Here is a 14,059-nt window from a genome sequence, read left to right on the forward strand (position 1 = left end):
TCATATACCAATGTGAAAGATAAAGGTATGATGGAGCTTTGAATGAATCCAACATGCAATAATTATTTCTACGACCCATAATTTTTACTATAATAAACAGGCGTTTGACAAGAGGGCCATAATTAATACGATTTTAGCTTGAATATGAATTATACTTCCCTATTTTGAATGACATAGAATAGAGATCGGATCATGAAGCGCTTACAAAATATATGAACAAAAGGGGTTGTACAGATTGAAAAAATTGCTATCCGTATTGCTGCTCGTCTCCATGACAGCTTCGTTATTGGCGGCCTGCGGCTCTTCAAAGTCATCGGATTCAGGCCAATCGGGAACAGGAAGTGAAGGAGGCTCCGCAAGCAAGAAGGTTGTGGCATGGGCATGGGATCCGTCCTTTAACGGAGCTGCCCTGAAAATCGCCGAAGAATTGTATGCCAAAGAAAATCCGGGCTTTGAACTGGAAGTCGTAGATATGGCAAAAACGGATTTGGAGCAAAAACTGAACACCAACCTGGCTTCCGGCGTTAAGGAAGGCCTTCCGGACATCATTCTGGTGAATGATCCGAATATTCAGAAATATGTAACCGCTTATCCAGGCACATTTGCAGACTTTACGGATAAGGTTGATTATTCCCAGTTTTCCCCGTACAAAGTGGATGCGCTTACGATCGATGGAAAAGTATACGGCGTTCCGTTCGATATCGGGGTCACCGGCATGTTCTACCGTTCCGATTATTTGGAGCAGGCCGGATTCAAGGCGGAGGACCTAGAGAACATCACCTGGGATGAGTACATTGAAATCGGCAAAGTCGTAAAGGAAAAGACAGGGAAATATATGTCGACCATAAACCCGAACGACGAAGCGCTGACCTCGATCCTGCTTCAATCCGGCGGATCCTGGTACATCACGCCGGATAACAAAGGCAATTTTGTTGACAATCCGGTCATGACGGAGACGCTCCGTGTGTACAAAGCGATTGCCGACTCCGGAATTGCCAAGCCGGTAACGGGCTGGAGCGAGTTTGTAGGCAGCTTCAACGCCGGCGATGTAGCGACGGTCGTATCCGGCGTATGGCAGATTTCCTCGATCATGGACGCCAAGGATCAAAGCGGCAAATGGAGAGTGGCTCCGATTCCGAGATTGAATGTGGAGGGCGCCGTGAACGCTTCGAACGAAGGCGGCTCCAGCTGGTTCGTCCTGGAAGGCTCTGCGAACAAGGATCTGGCGATCGATTTCTTGGCGAAGACGATTGGCGGCAGCAGTGAATTCTACGAGCGCTTCCTGAAAGAAAACGGCGGCGTCGGCTCCTACATTCCTTCCTTCTCCAGCGAAGCTTACAGCCAGACACCGGAATTTTTCGGCGGACAAGCCATCTATACCGATTTCACGAAATGGTCTACCGAAGTACCGGGCATTTCTCTGGGCATGTACACGCAAGAAGCAAAAGATGCACTGAAAAATGAACTGCCTAACATTTTGAATGGATCCGACCTGACCCAAAGCTTGGCTAACATTCAGAAATTGTTCGAACAGCAAGTGCAATAATTTTAAAAGTCAGCAGGTGGTAAGAAATGGGCAGTAAATGGAATAAATCGAATCTCATGGGATGGCAGTTCGTGCTGCTGCCTTCGGCGCTCATCTTATTGTTCAGCTTCTATCCCATGATTCAATCCTTGTTGTTATCGTTTCAGTCGGGAAAAGGGAATGTGTACCATTATGTCGGGCTGAGCAATTATGCACGGCTGTTCTCCGATCCGATGTTCAAGCAGGCTGTACTCAATACGCTGTTATACTTGGTCGTTCAAGTTCCGATCATGCTCATGCTGGGTCTGGTCATTGCATACTTCTTGAACATGCCGGGTCTTAAATTCAAAGGCTTTTACCGCACCGCCATCTTTCTTCCGTGCGTAACCTCGCTCGTTTCGTACGCTGTGCTGTTCAAAAGCATATTTGCAGTGGATGGAATTCTGAACCGGATGCTGATGTCGATTCACATCATCCATGAGCCGATCGCCTGGCTCATGGACCCGGTGTGGGCGAAAGTTGCTATAATTGCAGCGATTACGTGGCGCTGGACAGGCTACAATATGATCTTCTATCTAGCAGCGATGCAAAATATCGACCCAAGCGTCTATGAAGCGGCTTCAATAGACGGAGCCTCCAAAACGCGGCAATTCTTCAGCATTACGGTTCCTATGCTGAAGCCGATCATCTTGTTCACGGCGATCATTTCGACGAACGGAACCCTGCAATTGTTCGATGAGGTTGTGAACATTACGAACGGCGGACCCGGCAATTCCACGATGACGATTTCCCAATACATCTATAACTTGTCGTTCATGTATACGCCTAACTTCGGCTATGCGGCAACGGTATCCTACGCCATCGTCATTATGGTTGCGGTGCTGGCCTTTCTCCAGCTGAAGGTCGGAGGTGAGAAGAAATGAGGAAGGTTTCGGCAGCAGCTATCCATCTGTTTCTAATCATTGCATCGGTGGTTTCATTGTTTCCTTTTGTCTGGATGCTGATCGGCATGACGAACAGCTCCTCCGACATTGTAAAGGGCAAATTCAGCTTCGGAACGGAGCTGTCTACCAATATGACCAAGCTTCTCGATATGACGGATCTCGGCGGGGCCTTTTGGAACTCCGCAGTGATTGCGGTGATCGGCACGGTCTGTACCTTGATTCTAAGCTCCATGGCCGGATTCGGATTTGAGATTTATCGGACGAAGGGCAAGGACCGGTTGTTCGGCATCCTGATGCTGTCCATGATGATGCCGTTCGCGGCGGTTATGGTTCCGCTGTTCCGTATGTTCAGCTCGATGGGGATGCTCAATACGCCAACGGCCGTGATTCTGCCAACCATAACGACGGCGTTCATGATTTTCTTCTTTATGCAAAACACAAAATCATTCCCGCGCGAGCTCTTGCAGGCGGGACGGGTAGATGGACTCGGCGAATGGCGGTTGTTTACACATGTCTATATGCCGACGATGAAGCCGACGTACGCGGCAGCCGCGATCATAACCTTTATGAACTACTGGAACAGCTTCCTGTGGCCGCTCATTGCCTTGCAAACGCCGGATAAGAAGACGCTTCCGCTTATTGTCTCGTCACTCGCTTCCTCTTATAATCCGGATTACGGGATGATCATGGTTGCCATCGTGATCACGACGCTCCCGACGGTCCTGATCTTCTTCTTGCTGCAAAAGCAGTTCGTGCAAGGGATGCTTGGATCCGTGAAGTAATATAACAACCGGAGGTGATCGACAAACATGCTTACGCAATTCAAAAATGGCTTACTGCACGGGGCGGACTACAATCCGGAACAATGGCTGCATGATCCGCAGGTGCTGCAATCGGATATTGAATTGATGAAGAAGGCCGGCTGCAATGTCATGTCGGTAGGGATATTCTCATGGGCCGTGCTGGAGCCCGAGGAAGGGAAATATAATTGGGAGTGGCTGGACCGAATCCTGGATTCGCTGCATGAGAACGGAATCTCCGTATTTCTGGCGACTCCTTCTGGAGCCCGTCCCGTATGGATGGCACAGAAATATCCCGAGGTGCTTCGCGTTTCAAGTGATCGGCATCGCAATCTTTATGGGGCACGGCATAATCACTGCTATACATCTCCGATCTACCGCGAGAAGATCAAGCAGGTGAATGAAAGACTCGCTGCCCGTTATGGGAATCATCCAGCCGTGAAGCTCTGGCATATTTCCAACGAGTTCGGCGGAGAATGCCACTGCGATTTGTGCCAGGAAGCGTTCAGAGGTTGGCTCAAGAAGAAATATGGTACGTTAGACAAGCTGAATGCAGAGTGGTGGACCACCTTCTGGAGCCATACGTATAGCGATTGGTCCCAGATTGAATCCCCTGCACCCCACGGAGAAAACGCGACGCACGGGATGAATCTGGACTGGCGAAGATTCGTGTCGGATCAAACCCTGGATTTCATGAAGCATGAAATCGCGGTTGTGAAATCCGTGAATCCGGAGCTGCCGGCTACGACCAATTTCATGTACTACTATAATGGCCTGAACTACTTTAAGTTCAAGGATGCGATTGATATCGTATCCTGGGACAGCTATCCAACCTGGCACAAGAAGTCCGATTTCGAGATTGCCGTAGACACCGCCATGAATCATGATTTGATGCGATCCATCAAGCGCCAGCCGTTTCTGCTTATGGAAAGCTCGCCGAGCATGACGAATTGGCAGAGCGTCTCGAAGCTGAAGAAGCCGGGGATGCACATCCTGTCTTCCTTGCAGGCCGTCGCTCACGGATCCAATTCTGTGCAGTATTTCCAGTGGCGCAAAAGCCGCGGTTCCAGCGAGAAATTCCATGGAGCGGTCGTCTCCCATGACGGCAGCCCGGATACACGTGTATTTAAAGAGGTCACCGAGCTCGGAAATATGCTTCAGAAGCTGTCTCCCGTTGCTGCAACCGAAAGCCGCGCAGAAGTAGCCATCGTCTATGATTGGGAAAATAAATGGGCGATTGAAGACTCCCAAGGACCGCGCAACAAAGGGATGGGGTATATCGAAGAAGTTCAGTCCCATTACCGGGCGCTGCTGAAGCAGGGAATTACGGTGGACTTCGTGGATATGGAATGCGATATAGACAGCTACAAAGTGGTTATCGCTCCCATGCTCTATATGCTGCGCTGCGGATTCGAGCGCAAGCTTCGCGCCTTCGTTGAGCAGGGAGGAACCTTGGTGCTGACTTACTGGAGCGGGATCGTGAATGAGAATGATCTGGTGTTCCAAGGGGAAGCGCCCCATCAACTGAGCGATGTGGCGGGTGTCGTCAGCGAGGAGATTGACGGCTTATATGATCATGAACAAAATGCCGGAGAAGTTGTGCAGCATATAGCCGGTCTTGAGCAGACATCGCTTGCAGGCACTTATTCCTGCAGCAAGCTCTGTGACCTGGTTCATCTAAAGGGCGCCGAAGCATTGATGGTGTACCAGGATGATTTCTATGCGGGCCGTCCTGCACTGACCAGACATACATATGGTGAGGGCGTATGCTACTATGTGTCCAGCCATTTTGAGGATGGCTTTTACGATGACTTCTACCGGGATATAGCGGCAGCTGCATCGTTATATAAGCCGGTAACAGCGGTTATGCCTGAAGGCGTATACACAACGGTACGTTCCAACGAGGAGAAGGAGTATCTGTTCGTTCATAATTTTTCGGGCAAAGAGGTCGTTATGCCGGCGCTGGGTCCAGCGTGGCAGCCGGTTACAAGCGATGATGGATTGAATGCAGCTTGGAACCTGAAGGCATATGGTGTTCTTGTGGCTGAGCGCAGTGTAGGATAGCTGAATTGATTTGTAAATAATATTTTCTCGAAAATATGAAGCCGCGAAACCCTTGATTTTACCAAGGGGTTTCGCGGCTTCCTTTCATGAAACTCGATTTCTGCCAGTATTCGCGCAGCGATTTGCGACTCATGGCCGAACTTATAGCTTTCGAACTGTCATTACCGAAGGGTGCTCTTCACGACGAAAGCGTCTCCGCAAGGAGAAGGGTCCGATGGAATTGCAGTAATCGTCAAATTTTGAAGCATAAGCCCTCCGTGGCGTGCTTTCAGCTTAGGATTGCTGCCATTTACGCGGCACTGGGAGAAAGCGACGTCGGATAGACGAGCCATTCTGGAGAGTATGCCACCTACCAGCGGCGCCTCCACGATCCATTCCGCAGAGGTTTGCGGACCGCGGTATCGGCGGCTTATACGGAACGTCCAGCCTTTTGTCACATTCCGGAGGCAGATAATCCAGGTGCTCCCGCGCTTTTTGGCAATGACGGCCGACATGCGGTCCCCCGGACGGACAGGCAGCGGAATTAAGGTTGCTGCGGCGGGAAGGATCTCCCACCACGCATAATAATAAGGCTTGCCGTTTATCAGATCATGGCCAGTGCCCGTCTGAATCAAGCTTTGGTTGCCGAAGCCATCGATCCCGATCCAAGCGGATGAATAGGAAGAGCCTCCACTTGGGCGAAGAAATGGAACATTCCACTCCCCGGATATTCGCCTAAACGCACCTTTTGCCCCCTTGATGCTGTAGCCGGACCAATTATTCGAAATCCACCCGATGTTTCGCTGCGGCTTGGCCGCGGATTCAAAGCGGCAGATGTGATGTGTTCTCATTCTAGCAACGGTTCCCATAGATCCACCGCCTTTAATAGATTGATAATATATCTAATGATGCTGAGGCCGCGGTGGTATGGGTTTTCTGCTAGAAAGGTTTAGAAGCAGGCGGGCTTACGGGATGGATTTTTCGGATCAAAAAGGGGCTGACCCATAAGTCATCGAATCATGATGGCTTTGGGGCTGCCCCTGTATTAATTTTGTCGCTCACCGAGAAAGAGACAGGAAGGACGTAAGGTTGCCGACTCTTTCTAAACGGATGCTGCTCTCCACTTCATCGACACCGGGTAGTGGTCGGACGGATAGGCCCCGTCGTAAGTATCCCGGTAAATGATCGTCTCCACCATCTCGACATCATGTGTCGTAAAAATATAGTCGATCGGTTCGCCTTCGAGTCCACCCTTGAAATCATGGAATGTGCGGCCTGCCGGTTCGTCCAGAAGCTCGTAGGCGTCTTGAAGCGCCTCCCGCAGTATCGCGATTTCCGCTTCACCGGGCCCTGCATTCAGATCGCCCATAAGAATAACCGGAAGCGCTTCTTCCTTTCTAAGACGCTGAATATGATCGAGAATGAGCTTGGCGCTTTCCTGCCGCGCAACTGCGCCCATATGGTCAAAATGCGTGTTCACGACGTAAAAACGTACGCCAGTGTCCTTCGTGCTTTGGAACAGCCCCCATGTGCAAATTCGGGGATAGCTGCCGTCCCAGCCGAGGCTTCCCGGCTTCTCCGGCGTTTCGGACAGCCAGAACTGCCCTTCCTGCAGGATAGAGAAATCGGCTTGCTTGTAATAGATCGCGCAGTGTTCTCCGTCGCGGTCGCCTTGTCCCATCCGTCCCGTTCCGATTCTGCCGTACTCGGGCAGAGCTTCGTCCAGATCCCGCAGCATCGCCCCGGAGCCCTCCTGAGTTCCGAACAGATCGGGGGATGCGTCTGTAATGACGGCTGCAGCTCGATGCTTCCGGTGAGGCCAAGCGTTGCTGCCGTCGCTGTCCACATTCACGCGTAAATTGAAGGTCATTGTTATCACATTCATGTCATGTCATTCCCATCTACTATGATCTAGCCAACAAGAGGCCGGAATAATACTACTATATCCGCTTTGATGGTCTTCATCAATGACATGCGGACCATGCGCAGCCATCCGCTCATCTTTATTTGATGGAGCCTTCCGTCAAGCCGCCGATAATATACTTTTGCGTAAAAACGTACAGAATTGCAATCGGGGCCATAGACAGCGAGAAGGCCGCAAAAGCCAGATTATAATCAAAGCTGGTCTCCGTCTTAAAATTGTAAATAAACAGCGGCAGTGTCCAAAAATCCGGATGTCGGTTCAGCATGATCAGCGGGAGTTGGAAATCATTCCAAATCCAAAGACTGTTCAATATGAGGATCGTAGCGATGATGGGAAGCATCAATGGATATATAATCCGGCTGAAGGTGTACCAGACGCCGCAGCCGTCAATTTTTGAGGCCTGATCGAGCTCAAGCGGAATATTTTTAAGAAAGCCGACTCCTAGAAACAAGCCTTGTGAAAAGGACAGGGTAACGTACATCATAATCAATCCGGTCTGATTCAGAAGCTCCAAATTGCCCATATGCCTGTAAATCGGCAGCATGATAGCCTGGAAGGGGACGAAAATCCCCATCAGGATGATCGTATACACCCACTTGAAATACAGCTTGTTCATGTTTCGCGAGATGGCATAAGAGACCATCGGAATGGCAATCAGCATGAACAGAAGAGATATGATGGTTATAAATGCGGAGTTCTGAAGCATTCCCCAGAAGTTGGCCTTGTTGATGACGGTCGAAAAATTATCCAGGTACAGGCGGGTCGGCGGAGCGAAAAAATTCGATGTTGTCTCGTCCCGGGTCCTTAAGGAAATGGAAAGCGCCAGATAGAGCGGACCCAGTATGAACAATGCACCGATCGCAAGCGCAGCATAACTGATGATTCTAAACGGCAATCGTGTCTTCATTGCTGTCCGACCTCCTTCCGGGCCAAAAGCTTAATCTGTATGAACGAGAGGACGCCAATCAGGATAAATACATAGATGGCTTCTGCCGTTCCGTACCCGAATTTCATCTCGCTCATGCCATGCTGGTAAATAAGGAAGCCCATCGATTCTGTCGACTTGGAAGGTCCGCCATTTGTCATGGCTACGATGTAATCAAACACGGTGAGGCCGCCTTTAACGGCAAGCACTACATTGACGGTCAGCATCGGAATCAGGTATGGAATCGTGATCGAGAAAAAACGTTGTACAGGCGATGCGCCGTCTATAACAGCTGCTTCGATAATATCCTTCGGCACGTTGGACAAGCCGGCGATAAAGATTACCATCGGGATCGCAAAGCCCTGCCAGATGTTTGTTAACGCAATGCCCAGGATAGCTGTGTCGGGATTGCCAAGCAAATTAAGCGACAGCCACTCGATCCCAAGCTTTTCTCCTATAGGCGGAAACAAGGAGTAGAAGAACTGGTTAAACATCAGGCCGACGGTAATCATGCTCAGCACGGCCGGGAAGAAGTAGATGGACCGGAACAGGCCGCGAAGCTTCAAGGGACGGCTCAGCAGGAGAGCGAGTACAAGTGCAACGCTGAGCTTTCCAAAAACGACAATAACGGTATACAGCAAGGTGAAGCTTAGGCCGTTCAAGAAACGTTTATCTTGTAATATATCAATGTAATTTTGAAAGCCGACCATGTCATACGATAGGGAGAACCCGTCCCAGTTCGTCAGACTGTAATAGAATCCGATAAAGACCGGGGCCAGGAAGAATAAGCAATACAGCAGTACCGCAGGCAAGGTCATCATGAAAAAGACGGTACCCGGCTTTAACCCGCGAATGTTCATACGTTAGCCCTCCCATCAGGCAGAGAGGCGAAGAATCCTGGAGTGGTGCCTCATAACCAAGGTTTTTCGCCTCATTGGCATGTTTTATTGATTAAACTTGTTGTAGAATATCGTATCGAGGGTTATCAGGTATTGGTCAACATCTTTATTAAGGAACATTTCCTGTGTTGCTTTGCCTACATCGGCATTGATCCCTGGAGGCCACAGCCGTTCGATTGTCGGATATACCTTGCCGTCCGATATCAGCTGTGTCAGTGAGCTGATCTCAGGAAGCCCTGATTCCACATCCTTGATACCGGAAGGATAGCCGGCGGTGCCTAAATAGGTTTCTACGTTTTCCTTCGTGGACATAAATTCAATGAACTTTCGGGCTTCTTCTTGATTTTTACCTTCTGCTGGAATACCAATGGCCGTATCAACGGATACCTGTGTCTTTAAATCTGCAGGGTTTTCGGTCGGGAGCGGAAACATGGCGAAATTCAGATCGGGATTGGACTCTTTAATTTCTTTGATTGCCCAAATGCCTGTGAACCACATCGCAGTTTTACCGTTGGCGAAATCACGAAGCGCGTCATCATAGCCGGTTCCCATATTGTCTTTTTGTCCGTATTGACGAAGCGTTAGCAGATTTTCTGCAAAAGGCTTGAATGCCGGATTATCCGTGATGTGTGCCTTGCCGTTCATGACATCATCAAGGAATGACTCGACGTTTGGAATCGTTTGTCCCATTTTGTAGACGACCTCCTGACGGATGCCGTTAAAATCCTTATCGTGGAAGTAAAACGGTGTGATGCCTGCCGCCTGAAGCTTCTCGGCCGTCTCGATCAGTTCGGCGTAAGTTGTTGGAATCTGAAGATTCTGGCTTTCAAAAATATCCTTGTTATAATACATCCCCAGTGTAGCCAACCCGATCGGGACCATATAATTTTTGCCGTCGATTTTACTCAAGTCAGCAATGGCAGGCTGGACGTTATTCATGAGCGGATCATTGGTCAGGTCAACGACCCGGCCCTCCTTGGCCATTTTTTGGAAAATGGGATTGTGAGGATAGTGGGTGAAAACCGCCGGGGCGTCATTGGTCGAAACCCTCATCGTCCATACATTTTCAGGATTCGGCACATTGTTTTGTTCCACCTTTATGCCCGGGTTAGCCTGTTCAAATTTTGTGATTAGCTCGTTGACAACATTGACGGCCTCTGATTTCATTTGAAAGTATTCAATTTTGACGGGTGCACCATCGGAGTTCGCGTTGTTGCTGCCTGCTTCGTTCTCCGCATTTTTTGAGCCTCCGCCAGCACAGCCGGCCGCTGTCATCATGGCTAGCGAGATCAGTGCTGCCAATCCGCTTTTCATAAACCCCTTTTTCATCATTTCAGCTCCTTTTGAGTGATGTCTGTATCGAGAACGCTTTCATTGTAGCAAGGAGTCGCATGCTGAAAATAGGAATAAACTGACTGTTTGAATAGGATAAATCTGTTGTTTTGCATCGCATTCCAGCCTATATTTTTTTATTGCTTCGGTCTTTTCCCGGCGTAGCACCGTAAACCTTTCTATACATCTGGATGAAATAAGAATAGTCATTAAAGCCGACCTCGCTGGCAATCGTTGCAATCGGCAGTTGATAGGTTTCGCTTTCCAGCAGCTTTTTGGCCTTTTCCATTCGTACAGACAACAGATACTGGGCGAATCCCACTCCGCATTTTCGTTTGAATAACCGGCTGAGGTAGCTGGGATCGACAAAATACCGCTGCTTCGCAAGATCATCCAGGACGATTTTGTTCTTGTAATTCATTTCGACAAATTCTTTAATGTCCTGAACGATATCCCGATTTGGTTCGGTTTGGCTCAATTGCTCAACAACCGCACGCAGCTTCGCAATCAGCTCATCACAGGCTTCATGGATCGATGCGAATTCGAAGAGACTCCGTTGTTCCAGGTAGGAGCAAGCTTCGCTGCAGGAACGTCCAATAATGGTATTGATTATATTGACAGTCGCAGCAAGCCAGTCTTGCACCATATGTACGGAGAACTGCTTCTTGATGCAATCGGCAAGCCAGGAATGGATCATATTCTCCATTTTGGCCATTTGATAGCTGCCTGCCTGCTGGCTGAATATGCTCGTCCATTCCTGAATGTACGCCGCATCATAATGATAAATCTGGCCAATATGCTCGATCCGTACAGGTTGACCGATGCCGTTCAAGAAGCTTTGCAATGCCGCAAGCTTGGCTTCCCTTAAGGATGTGTCCAGCTGGCGCAGATCGCTTAGCGCAGAGCTGATTCCAATGCCAGTGCAGGTCAATCCCGTCCGTTCGCTCAGCGTACGGGCGATTCTGTCGCACAGGAAGTGGAGGCTGACCTGTCCTTCTTGATTGGCTGCGGACTGTGGTTGGATCCATGCGATCAGAAGCTGAGGCTGAAATTGATCCGTGATCAGTATGGAACGAAGGTGGTGACTCCCGAACACCTCTTTGGAAATTTCCCTTAGTTCCCTGCTCTGGGAAGGGGGATGCACAAACACGATCGTATGAAATGCAGAGCTGCTGTTGAGCTCGAAGGCAGACTCAAGAGTCAGCAAGCTTCGATGATCGGACGTTTCATAGAAGCAGGAGAGCATTGCCTGCTCAATATGGATTTCGCGGCGCTCGGCATGATGCATCTTCAACTTATTCAGCAACGAGTTTAGCTCCTGCCGATCTACGGGCTTGAGCAAATAGTTCTCCACCTTATATTGAATCGCTTCGCGTGCGTAAGTAAAATCTTCGTATCCGCTAATAATCGTGACAGGCATGGAAGGGTGATTCTTTCGGATATAGGCTGCCAGCTGAATGCCATCCATCCCCGGCATGCGAATGTCTGTGATCACAAGGTCAGGCAACGCTTCATCGATCACATTCTGAGCAGCAGTGCCATCCTCAGCTTCGATTACTCGCACACTTCCGTCCCAATCATGTATCATCTGTAGAATCGCTTTCCTGGCGAAGAACTCATCATCTGCCACTAATATTCTCATCGGTGTCCATCTCCCTGTTGTACGGAATATGTATCATAATGGTGGTCCCGGCTTTCTCTTCGCTCTTGATATTCATCCAGGAGCTTTCACCGTAAAAATGCTTAATCCGGGCATAAACGTTTCTCATGCCGAAGTTCTGGTCAAGGTTCTCCACCATCTCCTGCGGGTCTTGCATCAGCATCATTTTCAGCTCACTCAGCTTCTCCTTCGAGATGCCGACACCATCATCATAAACGCAAATATATAGAAACCGGTGGCGTTTCCGGATTGTTAATCGAAGCTTACCTGTACCGCCTTTTGGCTCCAAACCATGGTAGAAGGAGTTTTCGATAATCGGCTGGATTAAAAACTTTAGTATTTTGCAAGAAATAACATCTTGATCGATCTCGTACTCAACCTGGAACTTGTTGAAGAATCGGATCTGCTGAATTTGAATGTAGTGCTCGATGTTCTCAAGCTCTTTTCCGATCGTTACGACATCTCCATATTTGACGTTATAGCGGTAAATGCTGGACAAGCTTTTGGTCATAGAGGAGATATGCTCCATTCGGTGGAGCTCGGCAATGGAATGAATGGCATTTAAGGTGTTGTACAAAAAGTGCGGATTGATCTGCGACTGAAGCATTTTAATCTCCGCTTTTTTCTGCAGGCTGCTTGCCGTAATTTCGGAATCTCGGCTTGTTCTAATCCGCTCGATCATAGCATTGTAGCTGTTGATCAGCCTTCCGATCTCATCCTCCCGATGGCTGTGAATAACGGTGGGGGTCAGATGCTCTGAATCCACGATTTTCATCGTGCCGCTAAGCTTTAAGATCGGATGGATAAAATAGCGGTGAAAAAAGAACGCCAGCCCCAAAGCGGCGATAAGTGCCAAAATACTTATGAGCACATAGTTCAATGTATTGCTTATAAATGTATCGGTAATTTGTGCGACAGGGATATAGTGGATGACTGTCCAACCGGTTACCGGATTGACCGTGCTGCTGATCAGATAGGGCTTGTTGTTCCAATTGATGCGCAAAGTCGGGTTGTCTCCTGGTGCAGGACTGGAGATGAGGGATGTAAAAGACTGGACTTGCTCCGCATCTAGCTCATTAAGCGATCCGTTTGAGGAATACACGACCGTTTCGCCCGACAAAATCATCGTTCCAAGCTTTAGTCCATCATTGGAAATGCCACCGAGCATATTCTCAATGGCTTTATCGTAAATATCGACTTTTGCATAGCCTTCTTGACCGCTGTGTATGTTGAGGTCGGATAAATAACGCACGATGGATATTCGATGACTGGTGCTTTTCGTATTGGCTTCCTTCGAAATATGGACAACATAATCATTGTTTTTAAGACGGCTTTCTCCGATTTCTTTCAATGTGTTTCTGATTTTTCCCGCCTTTTCCGGCTGGCTGCCATAAATGCTTCCATTCGGGGCAAGCACCGATATCATGGCGATGCTTCCGTTAATCAGCACAAGCTGTTGCATGGAGGTATACATGTAGTTGGCATCCGCAAAATATTCTTTGTCTGAAGAACGCTTGGACTTTTCCAGAATAGAGCTCAGCTTAAAATTCGTTAAATAAAAAAAGGAATAGCGGGCATGATTCGCAAAAAAATCGTTGATGCTTACATGGGTCCGGCTATCCAGCTGCTGCAGGATTTCCTCGTAATCGGAATTTGTCTGCTTGTACAGCTGTATACCCGACAGGAACATGGCCGTTATGACCGGGATCACGATAATGAGCACGTAAGTTAAGACAAGCTTGCTGCGAAAACTCGATCTGTGGAATTTTCGAAGCAAGTACGGCTGCAATTTCGGCATGGGATCACCTTTCTTAGATATGGAGTTTGATTGGCCGTATATGTGCGGTAATCAGCTTCATTATTTGTCATCAAGGACGTCTTTTCAATCCATTTTGAATAAAAACCTGATTTCAGGCAGTTGGGACGGGTCAAATGTTAATTGCGGCAAGCCATATTCATTAACACTCCAAAAAAATGGAGGTCATTTGGCATGCAGCTTAGTGCATA

At 48.7% G+C, this 14,059-nt stretch carries 11 protein-coding genes; 4 read left to right on the forward strand and 7 right to left on the reverse strand.

Annotated features, from left to right (window positions below):
• Positions 1-235: 235 nt before the first annotated feature.
• Genes NST44_RS13005 through NST44_RS13020 form a run of 4 tightly spaced genes read left to right on the forward strand, consistent with a single transcriptional unit; the run spans position 236 to position 5,333 of the window.
• A complete protein-coding gene (locus NST44_RS13005) occupies positions 236-1,546 on the forward strand; it encodes an ABC transporter substrate-binding protein (RefSeq protein WP_210095016.1) in 1,311 nt (436 codons plus the stop codon).
• 26 nt (positions 1,547-1,572) lie between these two features.
• A complete protein-coding gene (locus NST44_RS13010) occupies positions 1,573-2,448 on the forward strand; it encodes a carbohydrate ABC transporter permease (RefSeq protein WP_007127562.1) in 876 nt (291 codons plus the stop codon).
• The gene (locus tag NST44_RS13015; RefSeq protein ID WP_007127563.1) at positions 2,445-3,251 is read left to right on the forward strand and encodes a carbohydrate ABC transporter permease; all 807 of its coding nucleotides are present in this window, start codon (positions 2,445-2,447) and stop codon (positions 3,249-3,251) included. Before NST44_RS13010 ends, NST44_RS13015 begins: the two co-directional genes overlap by 4 nt.
• Positions 3,252-3,278: 27 nt before the next feature.
• Positions 3,279-5,333 carry a beta-galactosidase gene (locus tag NST44_RS13020; RefSeq protein ID WP_028404987.1) on the forward strand — a complete coding sequence of 685 codons (2,055 nt, stop codon included), beginning with the start codon at positions 3,279-3,281 and terminating at the stop codon, positions 5,331-5,333.
• 161 nt (positions 5,334-5,494) lie between these two features.
• Here NST44_RS13020 and NST44_RS13025 read toward each other — a convergent pair whose 3' ends face one another.
• From NST44_RS13025 to NST44_RS13055, 7 genes are all read right to left on the reverse strand, one after another.
• Entirely contained in the window at positions 5,495-6,163 is a 669-nt protein-coding gene (locus NST44_RS13025) for a G1 family glutamic endopeptidase (protein ID WP_244869072.1), read from the reverse strand.
• Positions 6,164-6,414: 251 nt separating this feature from the next.
• Positions 6,415-7,197 carry an endonuclease/exonuclease/phosphatase family protein gene (locus NST44_RS13030; protein WP_007127566.1) on the reverse strand — a complete coding sequence of 261 codons (783 nt, stop codon included), beginning with the start codon at positions 7,195-7,197 and terminating at the stop codon, positions 6,415-6,417.
• A 118-nt stretch (positions 7,198-7,315) separates the two neighbouring features.
• Entirely contained in the window at positions 7,316-8,143 is an 828-nt protein-coding gene (locus NST44_RS13035; RefSeq protein WP_213613504.1) for a carbohydrate ABC transporter permease, read from the reverse strand.
• Positions 8,140-9,021: a carbohydrate ABC transporter permease gene (locus tag NST44_RS13040; protein ID WP_007127568.1), complete on the reverse strand. Its 882-nt coding sequence runs from the start codon at positions 9,019-9,021 to the stop codon at positions 8,140-8,142. Before NST44_RS13040 ends, NST44_RS13035 begins: the two co-directional genes overlap by 4 nt.
• Before the next feature lie 84 nt (positions 9,022-9,105).
• Positions 9,106-10,362 carry an ABC transporter substrate-binding protein gene (locus NST44_RS13045; RefSeq protein ID WP_213613502.1) on the reverse strand — a complete coding sequence of 419 codons (1,257 nt, stop codon included), beginning with the start codon at positions 10,360-10,362 and terminating at the stop codon, positions 9,106-9,108.
• Positions 10,363-10,519: 157 nt separating this feature from the next.
• On the reverse strand, positions 10,520-12,034 hold the full coding sequence (locus NST44_RS13050) for a response regulator (RefSeq protein ID WP_340899792.1): 1,515 nt from the start codon (positions 12,032-12,034) through the stop codon (positions 10,520-10,522).
• Positions 12,012-13,850 (reverse strand): sensor histidine kinase, encoded by a 1,839-nt coding sequence (locus tag NST44_RS13055; RefSeq protein ID WP_210095023.1) that lies wholly within the window; start codon positions 13,848-13,850, stop codon positions 12,012-12,014. Before NST44_RS13055 ends, NST44_RS13050 begins: the two co-directional genes overlap by 23 nt.
• Positions 13,851-14,059 lie beyond the last annotated feature (209 nt).

Source organism: Paenibacillus sp. FSL W8-0919, assembly GCF_038003785.1.
Taxonomy (GTDB): domain Bacteria; phylum Bacillota; class Bacilli; order Paenibacillales; family Paenibacillaceae; genus Paenibacillus_AQ; species Paenibacillus_AQ lactis.

Coding starts and splice junctions, on each gene's coding strand:
- NST44_RS13010 (WP_007127562.1), top strand. CDS start 1,573: ATGGGCAGTAAATGGAATAAATCGAATCTCATGGGATGGCAGTTCGTG.
- NST44_RS13015 (WP_007127563.1), top strand. CDS start 2,445: ATGAGGAAGGTTTCGGCAGCAGCTATCCATCTGTTTCTAATCATTGCA.
- NST44_RS13020 (WP_028404987.1), top strand. CDS start 3,279: ATGCTTACGCAATTCAAAAATGGCTTACTGCACGGGGCGGACTACAAT.
- NST44_RS13025 (WP_244869072.1), bottom strand. CDS start 6,163: ATGAGAACACATCACATCTGCCGCTTTGAATCCGCGGCCAAGCCGCAG.
- NST44_RS13030 (WP_007127566.1), bottom strand. CDS start 7,197: ATGAATGTGATAACAATGACCTTCAATTTACGCGTGAATGTGGACAGC.
- NST44_RS13035 (WP_213613504.1), bottom strand. CDS start 8,143: ATGAAGACACGATTGCCGTTTAGAATCATCAGTTATGCTGCGCTTGCG.
- NST44_RS13040 (WP_007127568.1), bottom strand. CDS start 9,021: ATGAACATTCGCGGGTTAAAGCCGGGTACCGTCTTTTTCATGATGACC.
- NST44_RS13050 (WP_340899792.1), bottom strand. CDS start 12,034: ATGAGAATATTAGTGGCAGATGATGAGTTCTTCGCCAGGAAAGCGATT.
- NST44_RS13055 (WP_210095023.1), bottom strand. CDS start 13,850: ATGCCGAAATTGCAGCCGTACTTGCTTCGAAAATTCCACAGATCGAGT.